Here is a 22,926-nt window from a genome sequence, read left to right as displayed (position 1 = left end):
CTCACTCTCCGATCGGCCGCGCGAGCGCCTGGGCTTGTACGCCGCGCATACCCGTGACGAGCTTGTCCCGAATCGCGATCAGTTTTTGTTCGCGCTCTCGATCCTGCGCGAGAACCTGTTGTTCAATTTCCTGGACTTCCCGCATCGTCGCAATCGACTGATCGGCGGCCGCGGCAAGCGTTTCGAGGTTGCGTGGATCGCCGCCGAGGCTGCGGGCCGCGTCGACTGCGGCTTCGTGCGTTCCCTGGACAGCAAGCTCCGTGATTTTGCGGGCGGCATCGTCGAGCTTTTCGCTTTCTTCGCCGGCACGACGGGTATCGGCCTGCACGACGGCCTGGGCGGCGACCGCCATCAGGCGCGGAATCGTCACCATAATGCCGGTGCTGAGCTTGCTGACCCGCGTTTCGGCGGCCTTGCGGTTGGAAGCGATCAACGGAATGAGGCTCGCGGCGGAGATCATTGCTTCGCGTAGATCGGCAATCCGGCCACGGAAGTTGGCCAGCGTATTGCGGTAATCCATCGCGATTGCGGCATCGCCGGCCGTATTCGTGCGCAGCGCAACCTGGCGTAATTGCTCGGCTTCGACGAGACCGCGATCGAGTGCGACTTGCATTGCCGCGATGCTGATCGACAACTCCGAAACGCCCGTGCGTACGGATTGCGACTGCTGATCGAGTTGCTGGATCGTGATCATCAAGTCGCTCTTGATGCGCCGCGCGCGGGCGACTTCTTCGTCCATCAACGCGAGAAACGCTTTGCGGTTTTCTTGAAACGATTTGATTGCACTGTGCGCGACTTTCCCGAGCCGGCCAAGCCGGCTGAGCAACCCCATCGCTTTCGGCGCGGCATCGCGCGCTTCTTCCTGCAATTCCTCGATGCGCAGGATCTTGATGCCGTCGATCACGGCGGCGGCGATGCGCCCGATCTCGCCGGCCTCACCCACCGTCGTTTCCGAGAGCAGCCGGCGCGATGCGGTCGCGAGCGGGGCCAGGGCGTTATCGACGAAATTCAAGGTCGATGTGGCATCGTCGAAGCGAATGGCCTTGGCGCGCTCTTCGGCGATCGCGCGCTGTTCGGGCGACAGCGACGAGAGATCGACGAGGCGGGCCATCGGCGCCATGGGCGCTTGCACTTCGGGCGGCACGTTGGCCGGCAGGGCCGGTTCGGTCGTGACCAGCGCCGTCGATGCGTCAGCCGCCGCATTGCTTTCCGAGCGCTCTGGATTCAGATAAGCCGATAGATCCAGCGGTGCTTCGGACGTATCGGTCGGTTTCGAATGCGACGCTTCGTCGGTCATACCTATGCTCGAGTAAGAGTATGGAAAAGCGCAATGGGCCTGCGCGCGGCACATCGGAGATGAAAACGATCTCCGATTACGATGACAATGTCATTTTGCTTTCATTTTCGTCGTCGGGTGTCGGCGGCGGGCAGGGTTTTAGTGGTCCAGCGAATATATCTCATCGATATCTCATCGCCTCGTGGCTGGCAGTATAAGTCATTGCGGAACGGAAGGATCGGGGAACAAGAATGACGTCACGCCGGAATGCCCGGATTTTTCGACCGGTAATGCGACTCGGCAGTTTTATTGCGGTGATGCGCTGGCCGCCGCGTTTTTCGGCGGAGAACGGGTGGGCGCGATGGGCCCTTAAGTCAAGAAGGCGCATTAAAAGCGCCAGGGGAAGAGGCAGGCTTACTTTCGATTGGGCGCCGGCGCTAACGGCGTCATGCTGCGAAAAACAAGCGGCCGTTCGTTGCCGCCACCGGGCGCGGCCTGCCGCGCAAACGCGACAACGCGTTCGACGTCACCATGCCGCGGCGACTTCTCGCACACGGGATCGGCGGCGCTCGCATCGCCCGTGAGCAAGTACGCCTGACACCTGCACCCGCCGTGATCCGTCGCGCGCTCGTCGCAGCTTCGACACGGCTCGCGCATCCAATGCTCGCCGCGAAACGCATTGAACGCTGTGCTTTCGTACCAAATCGACGAGAGCGATGTCTCGCGCACGTTCGGCAGATGGAGCCCCGGCAACGACCGCGCGGCGTGACACGGGAGCGCCGCGCCATCGGGCGCCACGCCGAGAAACACCGAGCCCCATCCGTTCATGCAGGCCTTGGGGCGCTTCTCGAAGTAATCCGGCACGACGAACAAGATCCTGCAGCGATCGCCCACTTTGGCCCGATATCGGTTGACGGTATCCTCGGCTTGGCGCAGCGCCTCTTGCGTCGGCATCAACTGCTCGCGATTGAGCATTGCCCAGCCGTAGTACTGCGTGTTGGCAAGCTCGATATATTCGGCACCGATATCGAGCGCCATCTCGATGATTTGCCCGACATGCGGCAGGTTATATCGATGGAGCACGCAGTTCAGTACCATCGGATAGCCATAGGCTTTGATCAACTGAGCGATCTTGCGCTTGAGTTCGAACGTGCGCGTACTCGATAGAAAATCGTTCAGCTCGCGCGTGGAGTCCTGAAACGAAAGCTGAATATGATCGAGCCCGGCCTCCTTTAACGCGGCGATGCGTGCTTCGGTGAGCCCAACGCCCGATGTAATCAGATTCGTATAGAACCCGAGCCCGCGCGCATGCGCGACCAGCGTTTCGAGATCGTCACGTACGAGCGGCTCGCCGCCGGAAAAACCGATCTGCACGGCACCCAGGGAATGGGCCTCTGAAATCACACGCAGCCAGGCCTCGGTATCGAGCTCGGGCCCGTGGCTGGCGAAGTCGGTCGGGTTATAACAAAACGCGCAGTGAAGCGGGCACCGATAAGTCAACTCGGCTAATAGCCAAAGCGGCGCAGCCACGGAAACGGAGGCGGTCGCATCCATGTCAATCCACCCACCCGCGCTGCCGCGCATGATCGAGAAACCGGTAGACATCGGCCGCGAGGTCCTGCGCATTGAACAGGTCCTCGAGCTCGGTGATGATCTCGTCGAGTTCGCGCGTTCCATCGCAGCGCACGAGTATTTGCCCCGCGCTGGGATTGAGTTTCACCATCCCCTCGGGGTAAAGCAGCACATAGGCGTCCTGCTGCGATTCCCACTGCAGTCTGTAAATAGGCCGTAGGCGCGGACGCAACGGTGCGCCACCACCGGTGGTTTCGTAGTTCATTGTGCGTACGCCTTTTCGACGGCGTCGAGCATCGACCACAAGATATCGAGCTTGAACCGGAGAATGTCGAGCGCGCGCTGCTGCGCCGCGCTCGTGCGGAAATAGTCGAGCGTGACGGCCAATCCGTGCTCGACGTCGCGCGAGGCGAGCCGGATGCGGCTTCGGAAGTAGTGCAGTCCCTTTTGGTCGATCCAAGGATAGCGCTCGGGCCACCCCGAGAGCCTGTCTTTGTGAATCTGCGGCGCGAACATCTCCGTCAGCGACGAGCAGACCGCTTCTTGCCACGGCACCCGCCGCGCGAAATTGACGTAGGCATCGACAGCGAATCGTACCCCCGGTACCACATGCTCGAGTGACCAAAGGGAGTCGCGCGATAGCCCCACGGCATCGGCCAGGCATGCCCACGATTCGATGCCGCCCGCGTCCTCTCCGTATCCATCATGGTCGAGAATGCGCTGCACCCAAAGCCGCCGTGTCGCTCGATCGTCGCAATTGGAGAGAATCGCCGCGTCCTTTAGCGGAATGTTGATTTGGTAGTAAAAGCGGTTTGCTACCCATCCGCGAATTTCATCGGGTGTGCAGCGCCCGCCGTTCAAACGAACGTTGAACGGATGGTGGATGTGATAGTACTTGCCGAGCGCACGCAACTGCGCTTCGAACTGATCGCGCGTCCAGGGCGATTCGTTCGAATGCGAACTGGCCGTCGGTGAGGCGGGAGTGGCAATGACGTTCACGGCTGCACCTGTAGTTCCATCCCGTCTTCTGCGATCTCGATGCCGTGTTCGCGCACGATGGCATGGGCGTCGGAGGCGGGATCCAGAATCGGGTTCGTGTTGTTGATATGAATCAGGACTTTGCGCGTCGTGCTGGGCAATCCATCGAGCAGGGCGATCGTGCCGGGCCTGTCGTTTGCCGGACATTGGGCGAGATGGCCCATCTCGGTGCCGCGTTTGCGAGAAAGGCCGAGATCGATCATCTCAGTGTCGGTCCAGAATGTTCCGTCGACGAGTACGACCTGTGCGGCCCCCATTGCAGTCACGATCGTATCCGACGCGTGCATGAGCCCCGGCGCATAGAAGGCGCGTGCTCCCGTCGCGACGCTTTCGATCAGCAAGGCGATGTTGTCGCCGGCGACAGGTGCGTTGCGATGCGGCGAGTAAGGCGGCGCGGCGCTCTCGATGGCGATCGGCGTGAAGCGCATGCCAGTCAGCGGTTCGATGCCGAAGGATTCGCCGGGCGTGATCGGATGTGGTTCGACGCCACAGTAATGGCCGAGCAACGGAATCAGCGGGAACGCGCTCGACAAGTCGTCGAGCACCGGGCGTGTGGCATACAGCGGCAACGGGCTCGTGCGCTCGCGCAACATCAGAAGCCCGGTGACATGATCGATCTGCGCATCGCAGAGGATGACAGCCGTAATGCCGCTATCGCGCAGCGAGCGGCCCGGCTGCAAGTCGGGGTGCGCGCGTAGCTGAGCAAGCAAGTCTGGAGAGGCATTGACGAGCACCCAGTCTTCGCCGTTCTGGCTGACGGCGATCGACGATTGCGTGCGAGGCTTGAGTCCGTCCGTTCCGGCGCGTGCTCGGGAGCAGTTCGCGCAATTGCAGTTCCATTGCGGCAGTCCGCCGCCTGCGCCGGAACCCAGAACCTTGATCAACATGGCGATGCCCTCAAAGGCATCCGCGCGCAAGGAGCGTCACCCTCGGGCGCGGCGTGCTCACCGACGCGTTACCGGTTGGCAATATACATCGTGATTTCGAAGCCGAAGCGCAGATCGGTATAGGCGGGCGTGGTCCATTGCATGGCAGTCTCCTTGATGAGTTGAACATGGATGAAGCGGCGTACCGTGCTGGGTTAGCGTGCGGTCGCTTTTTTAATAGCAAGGCCCATGCCGCTGGCGATGCGCGCTTCGGTTCAACGCAACGGAGCAATGGAGCAATGGAGCAATGGAGCAATCGAGGCTCGATGAAACGTGGTTCGCCGAGCGGTGCCGCCGGCAGCGCGGAGTGCCCCGTCGATCATTGGGCAGCCGGTGTCTCGATTGGCGACAGACTGTCTCAACCTGCAACAGTGCGAAGTGAGACACCGACATGCGCAACGTAGTTGAGAAGAGAAAGAACCTCAGTTCTGTTCGTCGCGTTTCGCAGGTGCCAGATTCGGCATCCTGCGATAGAGCGTGGCCCGTGACACCCCGAGCGAGCGCGCCGCGGCGGAGACATTGCCCCCGTGTTGCGCGAGCGCTGCCGCGATCGCTTGTGCCGCGACATCCTGGAGCCGTGTGCCTTGTTGCGGAAGCGGAGGGGCAGTCGAAGCCGACACCGGCATCGACATAAAAGCCGAAGCGGACGGTACTTCAGCACCGATGCCAGTGGCGTCAGCCGCCGCCGGTTGCCGTTGCATGTCGTCCTTTCGCAGATCGCCGAAAAAGTCGTCCGGCAAATGCTCGGATCGAATTTCGCCGTCTTCGTCGACCATCGCGGCCGCGGTACGCAGCAGGTTCCCCAACTGCCTGAAATTGCCGGGCCACGTGCACTGATCGAACAGCGTCATGACTTCGGGCGCGACGGTCAGGCATTGGCCGTCGCCCCCCCTGAGCGCTTCGCGCTCGAGCATCTTGGCGATGACGACCGCGAGATCCTGACGGTCGCGCAGCGGCGGCAGCTTGACGACGAGTCCGTTCAAGCGGTAGTAGAGATCTTCGCGGAAACGGTTCTGCGCGATCATCTCGCGAAGATCGCGGTGGGTCGCGCAAACGATCGCAATGTCGACGGGAATCGTCTTCGCCGATCCAAGCGGGTTGACGACACGCTCTTGCAGCACGCGCAGCAGCCGCACTTGAAGCGGGTAGGGCATGTCGCCGATTTCATCGAGGAAGAGCGTGCCGCCATGAGCCTGGACGATCTTGCCGACGGCGCCTTTGCGCCGCGCGCCGGTAAACGCGCCTTCTTCGTAACCGAACAGTTCCGATTCGATCAGCGTCTCGGGAATCGAGGCGCAGTTGACGGCGATGAATGGCCCCGAGCGCCGCGGCGATTCATTGTGGATGGCCTGGGCGAGCAGTTCCTTGCCTGTCCCCGTCTCACCGGTGATCAAGAGCGGGATGTCCTTGCCGATCACCTTGCGCACTTTCGCGATGACGGCCGAGATGTGCGGATCGCCGGTATCGAGCTGATCGAGGCGCAGCAGGCGCGGATTGTTGCGCGCGGTTTGTCCTGCACACGGTTGAGCCTGCGGGTGAGGACTCATTTCCGCGCGTGCTTCGGTTTGCCAGCCGCCGGACGCGAACAGCGCGCGCCGGAACGTGATGCTTGCGCAGACGACGGCGCCGTTGTGCAGATTCAGGGAGTGAATCGAGTCGCGGCTCGTGCGCAGGCGGTCGACGAGTTCGGCGCTTGTCATGCCGAACAGCGACGAAAGCGTATGCGCACGCAGCGCGGCGAGCGGCATGCCGAGTTGGAATTGGGCACTGCGGTTCGCCGACAGGAAGCGTCCGTCTCCGGTGAACGCGGCGATGCCCTCCATCAGCGTGCCGAGAAACTCGGGGCGGCTATGGAAGGCGATCTGCAGCGTATCGCGGAAGGTGGCGGAAAACAGATGATTTTCGATCATCTGCACGGACATCTTCGCGAGCGCCATCGTGTGCTGATGGTAGCTGCGGTAGTCGCCCGTCACGTCGAGCACCCCGATGAGGTCGCCATAGGGATCGAGGATCGGCACGCTCGAGCAAGTCAGGAAATGGTTGGCCGCAAGAAAATGCTGATCGCCGTGGACGACGGTAGGGCTGCGTTCGGCCAGCGCCGTACCGATGGCGTTGGTGCCCTGCCGGTCCTCCGACCATTGCGCGCCTGGGCGCAGCGCGACTTTCTCGGCGCGGGCGAGGAAGTCGTCGTCGCCAATCGAATGAAGAATGAGCCCTTGCGCATCGGTCAGCACGACCATGCTTTCTGTGTTGACGATCTGATCGCGCAGCGTCTCCATGACGGGCATGGCGTGCGCGCAGAGAATGCGGTTCTGCTCGACTTTCAGCGCGAGCTCGGAGGCGGGCAGGATGTCGTAGTCGGGCCGTGTGCTCGTGGCGAGGCCGAAATGCTCCGAACGCTCATGTGCTTTTTGAATGCACGGCGTAGGCCAACCCGATTCGCCACCCGCCATGGGCTGCACGGGGCGATGAACGACGTTGCGCATTGTCTCCTCCTGGTCGTGCGTCGGCACGCCGCCCGCACGCTTTTGACTCCGGGGAGAGCAAAAATTGCGCCAGCTGGCAACCGCGGGGCGATCCCCTCCCTTAGAGTGTAGGGTCTCGTCGCGAAGGCATCGACCTAATACGATGACGCGTGCGAGAGAGACCGAACATCAGGGATACCACCCATACGTATCGCCCATACGTATCGCATGCGCTGATTCCCCAACCCCTCCCACGCGCTAATCCCAGTCATATCGGATCCCCGCCCACACGCCTCTTGGTGCGCCAGGTCCGACGAATGGCTCGCTGACGGGGGAGGCGCCTGCAAAGGTATGCTCGGGACCGCTGAAGAAGTTCCGCCCGAGCGTGCCGAAGCTCGCATAACGGCGGTTGAATACGTTCGTCACGGTGGCGAATACGCGCAGCCGCTTGGTGGCCTGATAGGCCGTATCGAAGTCGACCAGGAAGTAACCGGCTATCCTGCCGTTGGCATCCTGGTTGTTTTCGTCCCCTTGCGCATAGATACCGCTGCGGTATGTCACGTTCGTTCCGAGGCTCAACTTAGGCGTCGCGGCGTAGTCGAGCCGCAACTTGACGGTATGCATCGGAATGCCCGGGATTCGATTGCCGGGCCGGACCTGGACGTTGCCGTTGGTATCGGCGCTGGCGTTGCCGGGGCTGCTTTCGGTCCAGCTCGAGCGGTAGGTCGCGTCGATGTAGCTGTAGTTCGCCGTGATATCGAGCTTGCCGAACCGCGTATGGCCCGAGAGTTCGACACCCTGGCGGCGCGTATTGCCGACGTTCTGGAAGAACCCCTGCGCCGCGGTGGGCGAGCTGATGAAGGCAATATCGTTGTAAAGCGTGGTGCGATACACCGCGGTGCTCCACGTCGTTGCGCGGCCGATCCGGCCCCGGGCACCCAATTCGATCGTCTTCGAGACGACGGGGGACAACGCCGGGTCGGCGACGAAGTCGTTCGGCAACGAACACGGGGCGGCAGGGTCGGCGCACTCGAGCTCGATCGCCGTCGGCGTGCGCATGCCTTCGTTGTAGGTGGCATAGGCCGTGAAGCCCGAGGTGGGATGCCATGTCAAGCCGAGCGCCGGATTCAGACGCGAGAATACATGGCTGCCGTCGAGCTGCGGTTGCGTGCCGCTTTCGTCGCCTATCTGGGCCTTCGCCCAGTTGTAGCGCCCCGACACCGTCAACGTCCATTGCTTCGTCAGCGATAGCGTGTCTTGCACATAGGCCGCGAGGTTGGCATCGCGCATCTTGGCGTTCACCTGCTGCGTGTAGCTGCCGATGCCGATGGCCGCGCGCGAGGCCGTGAAATAGGCGTCTTGCGAAAATTCCGTGTAGTGCGAATTCGCGAAATCGGCCGCCACACCGGCAACCCATTGGTTCTCCATGCCGCCGAGCTGGCCCAGCAGCGTCAGTTGCAGGCTCGCGCCGTAGCTGTCCGTGGCCACCGTCGATTTCACATTGCTGCCTTGGCGCGTATCGATCGAGCCGTCGGGCGGCACTGACCCATAGTCATTGTTGTTATTGCTGCTGATGTTCCTGCTGAAGAGGCGGCGGAAATAGACGTTGCCGCTCAACTCGACGTGATCGTTGACATTATGTTGCGCGGAAAGCGTCGTGTAACCGACGCTGTTCAAGGTTCGGTCCGGGAAGGTGTACGCCTGCCGGAAGTCGTCGAGGAACGAGCGCGGGATCGTCTGCATGCCCTGCAAGTCGTTATCGGCGCCGCCCGCCGAAAGCGCGACCGTTGTATCGGCGTCGCGATAGCGCAGCTTGCCGAATGCTTGGCGCACGCGGCTCGCGTTGTGATCGGCCCAGCCGTTGTCGTTCGCCACGTTGCCGGCCATGTAGTAATCGAGGTTCTGGCCGATCGTGCCGCCTTGCTCGATTTTGACTGACTTGCGGCCCCAGGCGCCACCCGTCGCCTCGATGCCGCCGCCGGGTTCGTCCTTGCCGTTCTTCGTCGAAATCGCAATCGCGCCGCCCAGCGTGTTCAAGCCGAACAGCGGATTCGAGCCGGGGAAGAGTTCGATTGTGTCGATGGCTTGTTGCGGGATCCAGTCCCAGTTCACGACGTCGCCGAACGGTTCGTTGATCCGAACGCCGTCCATGAAGACAGACAGACCTTGAGGGGTACCGATCAACGGCGAAGCGGTGAAGCCTCGATAGTTAACGTTCGTTTGGTACGGGTTGCCTTGAGCGTCGTTGATATCGATGCTCGGCAGGTTTTTCGCGAAGTAGTCGGCCAGCGTTTCGCGATGCTGCGCATCGAGTTGCCGCGCATGGACGACCTGGACGTTGGCGGCCACTTGCGAAAGCGGCAAGCCGATGCCGGTGAGCGGCATCGTCCCGACTACGAGGATCGGCTGGAGCGTCGCGCTATAGGTTGCGCCGCCCGAAGCAGCGGGGTTCGACGCGGTAGCCACAGGCAGCGCCCGCGCGGAATCGGTCTGCGCGGAGGCGAAAGGCGCAAGCCCCGCAAGCGCGCTCGCGGCGACGCAGCGCGCAAGGCACGCATGGGGCTTCGAAGGATGCGGGCGACGTCGTTGGCCGGGGTGGACATAATCGATACTCCTCTTCATTCGATTACCGCCGGACAAGCACTCATCGCGCGCCCCGCCCATATGGGGCGAAACACCATCCTGAACCGGCTCATGATCTCCTCCGTTGCGTGATGTCGTCGTTTTCTTTTGCCCAGTTCGTGCGAGATCCATGCCAATGCTTGCCCGCTATGGTGCTTGCAACTCGCGCAATTCACAACAGCACGGTTGAAGAGGGCTCGCATTCATTGAAAATGCGCTCCCGGCGAACCAGTGTTTCGTTTCGCGACACCTGAACTGTCAACGGTGTTTCAGCTTTGGGCGACCTGTCTCGAAGCGTGGATCGAGGCCGATTGTCGCGGGGGCAAGCGAACGACGGCCGTTCGCGGTTCGCGGGGTATGAGGCTTTCAATGGCACACCCTTTGCATTCAGCGTCGCCCGCGGCCATGGCTCAATTGACGACCCTTCGCATTCGGCCGGGCCGTGTCGCAATCAATCGACGAACCCGAGCTTTGCATAGACCGTAGCGTGTTCGACGCGCCGACTCCATTCGATGACTTGGCAGGGGACCGGCGTCAGGCGCGATGACAACCGCACTGGTCGATATAGGAGACACACATGAATAGCAGTTCTGCTCAAGCTGATTGGCGGAAAGCGCTCACGGCATGCGCGCTCGCAGCGATCGGTCTCGCCCCGCAATTCTCGAGCGCCGCCGGCGACTATCCGGCGGTTACCTTCGACCGGCTCGCGAACGCGCGGAGCGATCCGGGCTGGCTCACCTACTATCGTACCTACGACGGGCAGTCGCATTCCCCGGCGAAGCAGATCGATACGTCGAACGTGAAACGCCTCTCGCTTGCCTGGAGCTACAAGTTCCCGGCCGACCTGCAGCAAGGCTTCGAGGCGACGCCGATCGTCAACGGCAACTATCTGTTCGTGAGCACGCCGAAGGACAACGTCTACGCCTTCGATGCGGCGACAGGCAAGCCGCTGTGGAAGTACGAGCCGAAGCTCGGACCCGAAGCGTTCAAGAATGCCTGCTGTGACGTGGTGAACCGGGGCGTCGCGCTTTATGGCAAGAACGTGTACATCGCGATGCTCGATGGCGAAATCGTCGCCCTGGATGCTCAGTCGGGGAACGTCGCGTGGAAGAAACCGATGTTCGATCCCGGCACGGGCTACGCGTTCTCGCTCGCCCCGCTCGCGCTGGACGGCGCGATCGTCGTCGGCAATTCGGGCGGCGAATACGGCGCGCGCGGTTTCATTACCGCGCTGGATCCCGGCAACGGCAATGTGCTGTGGAAGCGCACGACGATTCCGGCCGCCAAAGAGAAGGGTGGGGAGACCTGGCCCGACGGCATGCAGGAGCATGGCGGCGGCGCATCATGGCTCACGGGTACTTTCGATCCGTCGACAAAGACGCTGTTCTGGGGCGTGGGTAACCCGGGCCCGTGGCTCGCGAAGCTGCGCCCGGGCGATAACCTCTATTCGGACTCGCTGCTTGCGCTCGATCCGAAGACAGGCGATATCAAGTGGCACTACCAGTACACGCGCAACGACACGTGGGATTACGACGGCGTGAACACGCCGATCCTGGCGAAGGTTGAATACGGCGGCAAGGGCTACGACGCGATTATCCATGCCGACCGCAACGGTTTCTTCCATGCGCTCGATCGCGCGACGGGCAAGCTCATTTATGCGAAGCCGTTCGTGAAGGCCACGTCGGTCACCGGTTATACGGCGGAAGGCGATCCGATCGAAGATCAATCGAAATACCCCAACGTCGGTACGACGATCAATACGTGCCCGAGCTTCCTGGGCGGGAAGAACTGGTGGTCCGTCTCATACGATCCGGCCAAGCATTTGGCGTTCGTGCCGACGCTGCATGCGTGCATGAGCCTGTCGGGCAAATCGGTCAGTTATATGGAGGGGCTGCCGTATCTCGGGGAAGGCTTCGAGATTCAGCCCGAACCCGGCAGCAAAGGCTACGGCGAATTGCAGGCGATCGACGTGAACACGGGGAAGAAGGTGTGGAGCCATTGGAGCAAGATGCCGTGGAACGGCGGCGTCGCGAGCACGGCGGGCGGCCTGGCGTTTAGCGGTTCGCTCGACGGCCACCTCTATGCATTCGACGAAGAGACCGGCAAGGTACTCTGGCAGAGCCCGAAGCTGGCGAGCGGCATCGTGGCGCAGCCTTCGGTGTTTGAAGTGAACGGGCAGGAGTACGTGGCCGTGCTCGCCGGCTATGGCGGTGCGAATCCTATCTGGGGCGGCCCGATGGCGAAGATCGCCGATAAGGTCCCCCGCGGCGGCACGCTCTACGTGTTCGCTTTGCATCACGGCTGATGCACGGGGCGGCACCCCGCCGCCTCGGTGTGTTACCGAGTTAGCGAGTTAGTGAGTTAGTGAGGACTCCTCATTTCCCAGTTCTGTTTCCGAGCGCGTGCCACGGCCGCCTGCAGGGTGCGGCGGTGGCACGGCTCGGCCTTCACCGAAAGCACGATCATGAAAACGCCTCTTCGTCAGTTTGCGGCCGGCGCGGCAATCGCCGCGGGTCTCGCCGTCGCTTCGTCGTCTTCCGTCGCCGCCGCACCGATCCACATCTGTACGTTTCCCGGCAGCCCCTCGGCGGCGCTCGACAAGATTGTTGCAAAGGAAGTGCTGAAGACAGCCGGTTTCGACGCGACGTTCGTCGATGGCGGCCTGCCCGGCGGCGGCGATGACGACGGCGTTTCGCTGAAGGAATTGCGCCGGACGCTCGGCCACGGATGCGATGTTATCGCGGGCTTTCCGCGCTCGTCCGTTGCCGATGCCGCCAGCGGCGCGATGTTGTTTTCCCGCGGCTATCTGCGCGCGGACTATGTCCGCATCGAAGTGGGTTCGAAGGCGCAAGACGGCGCTATGCCGATGGTTGTTGCGGCGACCTATGGCAGTCCCTCGCAATTGATCGCCGTTCAAGAGCAGCATGTGCGCTTCGATCTCGAGAACACGCCCGACCTTACTGTCGATGCCGTGGCGACCGGCCGCGCGATGCGTGCGATCGTTTGGTATCCGGCAGTCGTTGCCTATCAGCAAGCGCATGCGGGCCAGCACTTCGACATCGGTAAGACGCGGTCGCCGTATTCCGATTGGCAGCTCGTCTTTGCCTTTAGCGAGGATGCCGGCGCGTTGCAGCATAAAGTCGATCGTGCGCTGGGAACGATGGCCTCCGATGGACGACTCGATGCGCTGACGCGCGCGTGGGCGCTGCCCGCGCAGATTCGAGCGGCGCGCAATACGTCGGGTCGGTTTGCCTATCTGGACGGACCTGTCCGCACATCGGGCCGAGACAGGCTGCGCGATGCGACTTATTCCGCCAACAACGCTGGACGCATCGTCAAGATATCCGACGCCGGGGCACCCGCTTCCGCTGCGCCAACGTTCGACAGTGCACAAGTCGCGCACGGCAAACGCCTTTACGGCAGCAGCTGCGCCAAGTGCCACGGCGCTAACATGCAGGGCGTCACCGCACCCGCTTTGAGCGGACCGGCCTTTGCGCCAGCGAGCGGTTCGCATCTCACCATCGGCGGCATATACACCTACATGTCGACGAACATGCCCGCCGATCGCCCCGGCAAGATGAAAGATGACGAGTACGCCGACATCATGGCGTATCTGCTGAATGCGAACGGGTACGGCCCGGGTACCACCAAAATGACCGCCGACACCGCCCGCGCGTCGACTATATTGCTCAATGCCGGCCCCCTCGTCGCGAGCCATGCGGCGAAGTGAACGGATCATCCGCGCTGTATCACGCTCGTTCACGATCACCATCATGAACCTGTTCCAGATTGAAACACTCGACGCATCGCCGATCAGCGTTGTGCCGAAATGAAACACTCCGGCTTCGGATAAGACGCTTCGTTTGCCGGATTTCAATGCTTTCAATTTGGCATGGTAGTTGCCTGATTCCCCCACAGCCGTTTGGCGCTGTCACGTGAAGTTCAGAGAATTGCAGAGAACGCGATCGAAATCCAAAGGAGACATGCGATGGACCTGTTTGACCTGAAACAACTTGGCCTGGACATCGAATTCCCGTACCGGAAGCAATACGACAACTATATCGGGGGCAAGTGGGTTGCCCCGGTCGGCGGGAATTATTTCGAGAACGTTTCGCCGATCAACGGCAAGCCGTTCTGTCGCGTTCCGCGCTCGAGCGCCGAGGACATCGAGCTGGCCGTCGACGCCGCCCATGCGGCCCGCCGCAAGTGGGGCAAGACCTCGACGACGGAGCGCGGCAATCTGCTCCTGGCCGTGGCGGAGCGCATGGAAAAGAACCTGAAGCTGCTCGCCGTGGCCGAGACGATCGACAACGGCAAGCCGCTGCGCGAGACGATGGCTGCAGACCTTCCGCTCGCCGTCGACCACTTCCGTTATTTCGCCGGTTGCATCCGTGCGCAGGAAGGGGCGATCTCCGAGATCGACGACAACACGGTGGCTTACCATTTCCATGAGCCGATGGGTGTCGTCGGCCAGATCATCCCGTGGAATTTTCCACTGCTGATGGCGGCGTGGAAGCTGGCGCCGGCGCTCGCGGCCGGCTGCTGCGTCGTCATGAAACCGGCCGAGCAGACACCGGCTTCCGTCTTGGTCCTGATGGAGATCATCGGCGATCTGTTCCCGCCGGGCGTCGTCAACATCGTCAGCGGTTTCGGTAAGGAAGCCGGCGAAGCGCTGGCCACGAACAAGCGGATCGCGAAGATCGCGTTCACGGGCTCCACACCGGTGGGCAAGCGTATCTTGCACGCCGCGGCGGACAACCTCATTCCAAGTACCGTCGAACTCGGCGGCAAGAGCCCGAACATCTTCTTCGCCGATGTGCTCGATCAGGACGATGCGTATCTCGACAAGGCGCTCGAAGGGTTGGCGATGTTCGCGCTGAACCAGGGCGAAGTGTGCACGTGCCCGTCACGCGTTCTGATCCAGGAATCGATTTATGACCGGTTCATCGAGAAAGCGATCGCGCGTGTCGGCAAGATCAAGGCCGGGCATCCGCTCGATCCGAATACGATGATCGGCGCGCAGGCTTCGCAGCAGCAACTCGACAAGATTCTGTCGTACATCGATATTGGCCGCGAAGAGGGGGCGACGTGTCTGACGGGCGGTGCGCGCACGGCGCCGCTCGCCGAACTCGGGGATGGTTTCTACGTTCAACCGACGATGCTGCTGGGCAACAACAAGATGCGCGTCTTCCAGGAAGAGATCTTCGGGCCGGTCGCTTCGGTGATGACCTTCAAGGACGAGGCGGAGGCGATCGAACTGGCCAACGACACGTTTTATGGCCTGGGCGCCGGCGTTTGGACGCGTAATGGCACGCGCGCCTATCGCATGGGCCGTGAGATCGAGGCGGGCCGCGTCTGGACGAACTGCTATCACTTGTATCCGGCACATGCTGCGTTCGGCGGCTACAAGCAGTCCGGCATCGGCCGCGAAACGCATAAGAAGGCGCTCGAGAACTACCAGCAGACGAAGTGCTTGCTCGTGAGCTATCAAGCCGAGGCGCTTGGGTTCTTCTGATGCGCTGCCGATGACGTTCGATTATCCCTTGGAAGGATACATTACCCTTCTGAAGGGTAATTGCGGGTAATTGAGGGTAATTCGGCAAAAAAAAGCCCGGCACGGGGCCGGGCTCCGAATGCACCGCGCTTCGCAACGAAGCGCGGCACCTGCAAAACTGCAGTGTGTCCTGCAGGCTTACGCCGCCAACAGCGAGCGCAGCACGAACGGCAGAATCCCGCCGTGCTTGTAGTAGTCGACTTCGATCGGCGTATCGATGCGAAGCAGAACCGGCACGCGCTGCGTCTTGCCATCCTTGCCGTGGATCACGAGCGTGACCTCCTGCTGCGGCTTGAAGTCGTCACCGAGCCCTTCGATGTCGTACGTTTCCTCGCCGGTGATCCCGAGCGATTGGACGCTGTCCGAACCCTTGAACTGCAGCGGCAGCACACCCATGCCGACGAGATTCGAGCGATGGATCCGCTCGAAACTGCGCGCCACGACCGCCTTGACGCCCAGAAGCTGCGTGCCCTTGGCCGCCCAGTCGCGCGACGAACCCGTGCCGTATTCTTCACCGGCGAAGATCATCGTCGGCGTGTCGTCGGCGATGTACTTCATCGCGGCGTCATAGATCGACAGTTGCTCGCCGCTCGGCTGATGAATCGTCAAGCCGCCTTCCACACGCGTGCCGTCTTCCTTGGGCGGAATCATGAGGTTCTTGATACGCACATTGGCGAACGTGCCACGCATCATGACGTCATGGTTGCCGCGGCGCGAGCCATAGCTGTTGAAGTCGGCTTTTTGCACGCCATTCGCCTTCAGCCACTTGCCGGCCGGCGAATCTTCCTTGATCGAACCGGCCGGGCTGATGTGGTCGGTCGTCACCGAATCGCCGAACACGCCCAGCGCGCGCGCACCCTTGATCGCCGCGACTTCGCCCGACGGCGTCATCGAAAATTGCTCGCCGAAGAACGGCGGCTCGGCGATGTAGGTCGATTTCGGCCAGTCGTACACTTGGCCTTCCTCACCTTCGATCTTGCTCCAGAGGTCGCCCGGCTTCGTGAGCTGAGCGTAGTTCGTCCGGAACGCGTCGGCGTCCAGCGCGAACTTCAGGAGTGCATTGACTTCCTCGCTCGACGGCCAGATGTCACCGAGATAGATATCGCGGCCATCCTTGCCCTTGCCGACCGGCTCGGTCATCAGATCGCGCGTGATCGTACCGGCGATCGCATAGGCGACGACGAGCGGGGGCGAAGCCAGGAAGTTCGCGCGAATGTTCGGGTGAATCCGCGCTTCGAAGTTGCGGTTGCCCGAGAGCACGGCCGCGGCGACGACGTCGTTCTTCGTGATCGCTTCATTCAGCTCGGGCGTGAGATCGCCTGCGTTGCCGATACAGGTCGTGCAGCCGTAGGCGGCCAGTTCGAAGCCCAGTTGCGACAGGTAGGGCAGCAGGCCTGTTTTCGTCAGATATTCGGTGACGATACGCGATCCCGGCGCGAGCGACGTCTTGATGTGCGGCGCCACCGTCAAACCGGCTTCGACGGCCTTCTTCGCGAGCAGGCCCGCGGCCAGCAGCACGCTCGGGTTCGACGTGTTCGTGCACGACGTGATGGCGGCGATCAGGATGTCACCGTTCTTGAGCTTCACGCCGTTCGTCGTGTTGTACTCGGCCTCGAGATCGGCCGGCTTCTTGGCAAAGCCGTTTTCGCCCACGGGCTTGCTGAACAGCTCCGCGAACGTCGACTTCACGTGCGTGATTTCGATCCGGTCTTGCGGACGCTTCGGGCCCGCCAGCGACGGGGCCACCGTGCCGAGGTCGAGCGTGAGCGTTTTCGTATAGTCGATCTGGCCGGCCTTCGGAATGCCGAACAGCTGCTGCGCCTTGAAGTAGTTTTCGAAGGCGGCGATTTCGGCTTCGGTACGGCCCGTGCCCTTGAAGTAGTCGATCGTCTTTTCGTCGACGGGGAAAAAGCCCATCGTCGCGCCGTATTCGGGCGCCATGTTGCCGATCGTCGCGCGGTCGGGCAGCGTGAGCGAGGCCGTGCCTTCGCCGAAGAATTCGACGAACTTGCCGACCACCTTCTCCTTGCGCAGCATTTCGGTGATCGTCAGCACGAGGTCCGTCGCCGTCACGCCTTCGCGCAGCTTGCCCTTGAGCTCGACGCCGACGACGTCGGGCGTCAGGAAGTACACCGGCTGGCCGAGCATGCCCGCTTCGGCTTCGATGCCGCCCACGCCCCAGCCCACCACGCCGATACCGTTGATCATCGTCGTGTGGCTATCCGTGCCCACGAGCGTGTCGGGATAGTAGATGGTGTCGCCGTTCTCGGTCTTCTTGTGCACGCCGCGTGCGAGATATTCGAGGTTCACCTGGTGCACGATGCCCACGCCGGGCGGCACGACCTTGAACGTGTCGAATGCCTGCATGCCCCACTTCATGAACTGATAGCGCTCGTTGTTGCGTTGGAACTCGAGCTTCATGTTCAGATCGAGCGCGTCGTGCTGGCGGAAGTAGTCGATTTGCACCGAGTGATCGACCACGAGATCCACCGGCACCAGCGGTTCGATCGCCTTCGGGTCCTTGCCCGTGCGCTGTGCCACACCGCGCATGGCGGCGATGTCGGCCAGCAGCGGCACGCCTGTGAAGTCCTGGAGCACGACCCGCGCGACCACGAACGGAATTTCGTCGACGCGAGCGGCGGCCGGCTTCCAGTTGGCGAGCTGCTGGATGTGCTCTTCCGAGATTTTCTTGCCGTCGAAGTTGCGCAGCACCGATTCGAGCACGACGCGGATCGACACGGGCAGCCGCTCGATCTTGATGTTCAGCGCCTTGCCGAGCTCCGGCAGCGAGTAGAACTTGCCGTTGCCGGTGCCGCTGTCGAATTCCTTGAGCGTGTTGTGCAGATTGTGGGCCATGGTTTTTCCTAGGTTTAGAGCGAGGAAATGACGTTGCTACGTTTTTCTTGAACCTTGAACCTTAAACCAGCGTTCGGAGATGCCTGAATTCGGCACTCCCGCTTGCTATCCTTCTATCCTTCGGTCCTGCTATTCCTGCTATATCACGTACAAATCGACGTACTCGTTGACGGGCATCGTCTCGAGCTTCGCTTGATCGAGCGAGACATCGAGAATCGCCTGCCGCTGCTTCTCCGGGAAGCGGCGCGCGAGATTCGTCTTGAACTTCTCCACCAGCAGCGGAATGCCCTCGGCACGGCGCCGTTTGTGGCCGATCGGGTATTCAACCACGACTTCGTCGAGCTTCGTCCCGTCACTGAACTCGACCGTCAATGCATTGGCGATCGAGCGTTTGCCGGGATCGTGGTAATCGGCCGTGAACTGCGGATCCTCGATGCAAACGATCTTCGCGCGCAGCGCGTCGATACGCGGATCGGCCGCGACGGCATCCTCGTAGTCGGCTGCCGTCAAACGCCCGAAAATCAGCGGTACCGCCACCATGAACTGGATGCAATGGTCGCGATCGGCCGGGTTGGAAAGCGGGCCGGTTTTGTCGATGATGCGGATCGCCGCTTCGTGGGTGCGGATCGTGATCTTCGCGATATCTTCGATTCGCTTGCCGCTTGCCTGCAATCGACCATGCAGTGCCATGGCCGCTTCGGCCGCCGTCTGAGCATGAAACTCGGCCGGAAACGAGATCTTGAAGAGCACGTTTTCCATCACGTACGAGCCGTATGGACGCTGAAACCCGAACGCGTTGCCTTTGAACAGCACATCGTAAAAGCCCCACGTCCGGGCGGTCAGCGCCGATGGGTAGCCCATCTCGCCGGTCTTGGCGATCAGCGCGAGGCGCACCGCCCGCGAGGTGGCATCGCCCGCCGCCCACGATTTGCGCGAGCCCGTATTCGGCGCGTGCCGGTACGTGCGCAGGGCATGGCCGTCGACGAATGCGAGGGAAACGGCATTGACGAGTTCGTCGCGGGAAAGGCCGAGCATCTGCCCTACGACGGCCGTCGAGGCGACCTTGACGAGCAGAACGTGATCGAGCCCGACCTGATTGAACGAATTCTCGAGTGCGATGACGCCCTGGATCTCGTGCGCCTTGACCATCGCGACGAGCACGTCCTTCATCACCAGCGGCTTTTTGCCGGCGGCCACCGCGTTGCGCGACAACCAATCGGCCGTGGCCAGAATGCCGCCGAGGTTATCGGACGGATGCCCCCATTCGGCGGCGAGCCACGTATCGTTGAAATCGAGCCAACGAATCATCGCGCCGATGTTGAAGGCGGCCTGCACGGGATCGAGCTGAAATTGCGTGCCGGGCACCTTCGCCCCGTGAGGGACGACAGTACCGGGCACGATCGGGCCCAGCAGCTTCGTGCAGGCAGGGTAGGAGAGCGCCTCGAGTCCGCAGCCCAGCGTGTCGATCAAACAGTTGCGGGCCGTGTCGAGCGCCGGAGCGCCGTCGATCCGGGCATCCCGGACGTAGTCGACGATATCGACAAACACCTGATCCGGCGCGGGCCGGACATGGGGGATCGGTGCGGACATGGGACGAGGCTCCCTCGCGCAGGACTTAGCTGCCGGACTTTTGCAACTCGTTCGATTGCGTCGGGGCCGGCGAGCCTTGCATCATTTCGGCCGTCTTGCATTCGTCCGCAAGGCGCGCGCCATCATGGTCGGAGAACAGCATCGCCTTCGTCGGGATGACGACGAGGTCGAGGCCGGTGGCGGCGTCATGGAAGCGGTCGGCGCCCGTGCTCGTGGACTCGCGCGGCAGATTGTAGTTCTTGTTGGCCCAGTGGACCGTCACGATCTGGTCGCGCTTCATGTCGCCCTTCAGGTCGAACGACTGGCCGTCCTGGCAGGACCACTTCACCGCACCCTCGGGTACCGGATCGTTCTTGGCGACGCTCTTGGTCGATTTGCGCTTGATCAGGCGGTGCTTCGGCGCGGGCTTCTTGGCAGCCGTGCTGCCTTGCGCGAATGCATCGTTCGCAGCGAGAAGCGTCGTGGCGGAAAGCGAGGCGACGACGGCGGCGATCAGCAATTTCTTCATGGAATCAAGACCTTTGGATAACGGTGAGACAAATGAACACGAACCGCGCGGCAGGCGGACCGGCCGGCTTTGCGCGCAATGGCGACGCGCGGCGGTCGCTATTTTCTCCTATTTGGCCGTACAAACTTCAGATTTTACGACTTGAAGCCGTTTGCTGCTGCCGTACCCATGCGCCCGGACGCCTTTGGGGCCACCGCGCCCGACCGTTTTGTAGAGGGAGACGACGTCATCACAGCGCCTTCGAGCAAGCGGGGCTGGCGAACAGCGGCGCGGTTTCGGGCGGCAGCGCGCGCCCGGTCGCGCGCGCCCGGCGCAGCACTGACCAGTAGTAGCGGTAGCTTGCGCGATCGTGCAGCGTATCGCCGTGGCGCGTCGGCCCCCATTGCGAGGCTTGAGCCGCCAGCAAAATGTCCGCCGCGGTGGCGATGGCCTCGTCGCGCGGCGCGAACGCGGCGACGATGACAGGCACTTGCGCCGGATGGATGCTCCACATGCGCGTGTAGCCGAACTCGTCACGGGCGCGGGCGGCGTCGGCGGCAACGATCGACATGTCGCGAATTTCCGTACTGACGTTGTGCGAGGGCACACGTCCGTGGGCGTGACAGGCGGCGGCGATCTCCAGCTTCGCGCGCCGAACGAGCGGATGATCGAATTGGCCCGGCGAACGCATCGCCGCATCGGGGATCGCGCCGTCGTGCGCTGAGACGAAATCCATGAGCCCGAACGACAGCGCTTCGACAGTCGGCAGCGACGCGAGGCGGAAGACGTCGGCGAGTGCGCCGTGGGTTTCGATCAGAAGTTGAGTGGGTACGGGTTTTTCGATACCGAACTCACGGCGTGTCGCTTCGATGAACGCGCACATTTCGGCCGCATCCGCGACGCTGCGCACTTTCGGCAGCGTGATGTAGGCGGGGGCACGCCGCGCCGAGCGCAGAATGAGCCGGACGTCGTCGCGCCAATGGGGATGGGCGTAGTCGTGAATGCGTACGCCGACGCGTGCAAACCGATCGTGTTCGCTGCCGAGCAGCGATGCGACGAGTTCGGCATGTTCCGCCTCGTGGCCGACAGCAGCGCCGTCTTCGCAATCGAGCGTCACGTCGAAGACGGGCCCGAGTTCAGCCTGAAGCGCGAGCGATTTGAGCATCAGCTTTTCGCTGCCCGCGTAGTGATCGCACACGGGTAGCAGCGCGGGCGGCATTTCGCCGTCAAACAATACTTCTGCTGGAGTGAGGGCGCGCATCTTCGGCTCGAGAAGCTTCAATCGCTTTAAAACAAGAGACGGGATTCGCTCGAGCGCTGCGGGACGCGTGGCGGGGTGCTCCCCGGTGCGAGGCGCCGATGGCGGCGCCGCTTCACCGCGCCATGACGACCCGATACTGCGCGTTTGCGTGAGCAAAGCACGTGCGAATCTCATAAGGTGAGCCGGCGCCGGACGCCTGCGTCGTCGTGACGCGGCGTGCGCGGCGCCGGACTCTCGAATCATTCGCCGGCGCTGCCCGCTCGCGCAGGCGGCGCCGGCTGCCGAAGATCAGCCGAGCAGGTGTTGGACGCCGTCGCGTTCTTCGAGGAGTTCGTTCAGCGTGAAGTCCATCTTTTCACGCGAGAAGGCGTCGATTTCCAGACCTTCCACGCGCTTGTACTCGCCGTTTTCGCAAGTCACCGGCACGCCGTAGACGATGTCTTCGGGAATGCCATACGAGCCATCCGACGGAACGCCCATCGTGACCCACTTGCCGTTCGTGCCAAGCACCCAGTCACGCACGTGGTCGATCGCCGCGTTGGCTGCCGAAGCCGCCGACGACAGGCCGCGCGCTTCGATGATCGCCGCGCCGCGCTTGCCGACGGTCGGCTGGAACACGTTGCGGTTCCATTCCTCGTCGTTGATCAGCGTCTTGACCGACTGGCCGTCGGCCGTCGCGAAGCGGTAGTCGGCGTACATCGTCGGCGAGTGGTTGCCCCAGACGGTGAGCTTTTCGAGCGACGAAACCGGCTTGCCGGACTTCGCGGCGATTTGCGAGAGTGCGCGGTTGTGGTCGAGGCGCAACATCGCCGTGAAGTTCTTCTTCGGCAGATCCGGTGCCGACTTCATCGCGATGTAAGCATTCGTGTTCGCCGGGTTGCCGACGACGAGCACCTTCACGTCGCGGCTGGCGACTTCGTTCAGCGCGCGGCCTTGCACCGTGAAGATTTCGGCGTTGGCGGAGAGCAGATCCTTACGCTCCATGCCCTTCGAGCGCGGACGCGCACCCACGAGCAGCGCGATGTCGGCGTCCTTGAACGCGACCTTGGGATCGTCCGTCACGACCACGCCCGCGAGCAGCGGGAACGCGCAATCTTCGAGCTCCATGACGACGCCCTTGACGGCGGCTTGTGCTTGCGGGAGGTCGAGCAGTTGCAGGATGACGGGCTGGTCCTTGCCGAGCAGATCGCCGTTGGCGATACGAAACAGCAGCGAGTAACCGATTTGACCTGCGGCGCCGGTAACGGCAACGCGCTTTGCGGACTTAGCCATTGAGAAC

The 22,926-nt window shown here is 62.4% G+C and carries 17 protein-coding genes; 4 read left to right on the top strand and 13 right to left on the bottom strand.

Annotated elements, in window-relative coordinates; genetic code table 11:
- Position 1: 1 nt before the first annotated feature.
- On the bottom strand, positions 2–1,297 hold the full coding sequence (locus ACTHL0_RS05975; protein ID WP_440565722.1) for a toxic anion resistance protein: 1,296 nt from the start codon (positions 1,295–1,297) through the stop codon (positions 2–4).
- A 20-nt stretch (positions 1,298–1,317) separates the two neighbouring features.
- On the opposite strand from ACTHL0_RS05975, the gene ACTHL0_RS05970 reads away from it, so the two are divergent.
- The gene (locus ACTHL0_RS05970) at positions 1,318–1,494 is read left to right on the top strand and encodes a hypothetical protein (RefSeq protein WP_440565721.1); all 177 of its coding nucleotides are present in this window, start codon (positions 1,318–1,320) and stop codon (positions 1,492–1,494) included.
- Positions 1,495–1,690: 196 nt separating this feature from the next.
- Here ACTHL0_RS05970 and pqqE read toward each other — a convergent pair whose 3' ends face one another.
- The 7 genes from pqqE to ACTHL0_RS05935 form a co-directional block, all read right to left on the bottom strand.
- Positions 1,691–2,830 carry a pyrroloquinoline quinone biosynthesis protein PqqE gene (gene pqqE, locus ACTHL0_RS05965; RefSeq protein ID WP_440565767.1) on the bottom strand — a complete coding sequence of 380 codons (1,140 nt, stop codon included), beginning with the start codon at positions 2,828–2,830 and terminating at the stop codon, positions 1,691–1,693.
- 1 nt (position 2,831) lies between these two features.
- Positions 2,832–3,113 carry a pyrroloquinoline quinone biosynthesis peptide chaperone PqqD gene (gene pqqD / locus ACTHL0_RS05960; RefSeq protein ID WP_440565720.1) on the bottom strand — a complete coding sequence of 94 codons (282 nt, stop codon included), beginning with the start codon at positions 3,111–3,113 and terminating at the stop codon, positions 2,832–2,834.
- Positions 3,110–3,838, bottom strand: a complete 729-nt coding sequence (gene pqqC / locus ACTHL0_RS05955) for a pyrroloquinoline-quinone synthase PqqC (protein ID WP_440565766.1) — start codon at positions 3,836–3,838, stop codon at positions 3,110–3,112. Before pqqC ends, pqqD begins: the two co-directional genes overlap by 4 nt.
- 5 nt (positions 3,839–3,843) lie before the next feature.
- Positions 3,844–4,773 (bottom strand): pyrroloquinoline quinone biosynthesis protein PqqB, encoded by a 930-nt coding sequence (gene pqqB / locus ACTHL0_RS05950; RefSeq protein WP_440565718.1) that lies wholly within the window; start codon positions 4,771–4,773, stop codon positions 3,844–3,846.
- Positions 4,774–4,841: 68 nt separating this feature from the next.
- Entirely contained in the window at positions 4,842–4,916 is a 75-nt protein-coding gene (gene pqqA, locus ACTHL0_RS05945) for a pyrroloquinoline quinone precursor peptide PqqA (RefSeq protein ID WP_006410019.1), read from the bottom strand.
- Between the two features lie 318 nt (positions 4,917–5,234).
- A complete protein-coding gene (locus ACTHL0_RS05940; RefSeq protein ID WP_440565716.1) occupies positions 5,235–7,298 on the bottom strand; it encodes a sigma-54-dependent Fis family transcriptional regulator in 2,064 nt (687 codons plus the stop codon).
- Between the two features lie 237 nt (positions 7,299–7,535).
- Positions 7,536–9,899, bottom strand: a complete 2,364-nt coding sequence (locus ACTHL0_RS05935; RefSeq protein WP_440565713.1) for a TonB-dependent receptor — start codon at positions 9,897–9,899, stop codon at positions 7,536–7,538.
- 577 nt (positions 9,900–10,476) lie between these two features.
- Between ACTHL0_RS05935 and ACTHL0_RS05930 the strand changes: the two genes are divergently transcribed.
- From ACTHL0_RS05930 to exaC, 3 genes are all read left to right on the top strand, one after another.
- The gene (locus ACTHL0_RS05930; RefSeq protein WP_440565711.1) at positions 10,477–12,204 is read left to right on the top strand and encodes a methanol/ethanol family PQQ-dependent dehydrogenase; all 1,728 of its coding nucleotides are present in this window, start codon (positions 10,477–10,479) and stop codon (positions 12,202–12,204) included.
- Between the two features lie 159 nt (positions 12,205–12,363).
- Positions 12,364–13,629, top strand: coding sequence for a c-type cytochrome (locus ACTHL0_RS05925; protein WP_440565709.1), 1,266 nt, complete (start codon positions 12,364–12,366; stop codon positions 13,627–13,629).
- A gap of 258 nt (positions 13,630–13,887) precedes the next feature.
- Positions 13,888–15,414, top strand: coding sequence for an acetaldehyde dehydrogenase ExaC (exaC, locus tag ACTHL0_RS05920; RefSeq protein ID WP_440565707.1), 1,527 nt, complete (start codon positions 13,888–13,890; stop codon positions 15,412–15,414).
- A 177-nt stretch (positions 15,415–15,591) separates the two neighbouring features.
- Here the strand turns inward: exaC and acnA are convergent, their stop codons facing one another.
- The 5 genes from acnA to ACTHL0_RS05895 all read right to left on the bottom strand — a co-directional run bounded on the left by acnA (position 15,592) and on the right by ACTHL0_RS05895 (position 22,919).
- Complete coding sequence (gene acnA, locus ACTHL0_RS05915) at positions 15,592–18,309, bottom strand: aconitate hydratase AcnA (RefSeq protein ID WP_440565705.1); 2,718 nt, start codon at positions 18,307–18,309, stop codon at positions 15,592–15,594.
- 138 nt (positions 18,310–18,447) lie between these two features.
- Positions 18,448–19,899, bottom strand: coding sequence for a bifunctional 2-methylcitrate dehydratase/aconitate hydratase (locus ACTHL0_RS05910; protein WP_440565703.1), 1,452 nt, complete (start codon positions 19,897–19,899; stop codon positions 18,448–18,450).
- A gap of 25 nt (positions 19,900–19,924) precedes the next feature.
- A complete protein-coding gene (locus ACTHL0_RS05905; protein WP_440565701.1) occupies positions 19,925–20,407 on the bottom strand; it encodes a hypothetical protein in 483 nt (160 codons plus the stop codon).
- A 229-nt stretch (positions 20,408–20,636) separates the two neighbouring features.
- Positions 20,637–21,647, bottom strand: a complete 1,011-nt coding sequence (locus ACTHL0_RS05900; protein ID WP_440565699.1) for an HpcH/HpaI aldolase/citrate lyase family protein — start codon at positions 21,645–21,647, stop codon at positions 20,637–20,639.
- Positions 21,648–21,935: 288 nt separating this feature from the next.
- Complete coding sequence (locus ACTHL0_RS05895; protein WP_440565765.1) at positions 21,936–22,919, bottom strand: malate dehydrogenase; 984 nt, start codon at positions 22,917–22,919, stop codon at positions 21,936–21,938.
- Between the last annotated feature and the right edge of the window lie 7 nt (positions 22,920–22,926).

Origin of the sequence: Trinickia sp. (genome assembly GCF_051961175.1) — a bacterium.
Taxonomy (GTDB): domain Bacteria; phylum Pseudomonadota; class Gammaproteobacteria; order Burkholderiales; family Burkholderiaceae; genus Trinickia.
Note: the sequence above shows the minus strand (reverse complement) of the source record. Positions and strands in the feature narration are given on the sequence as shown.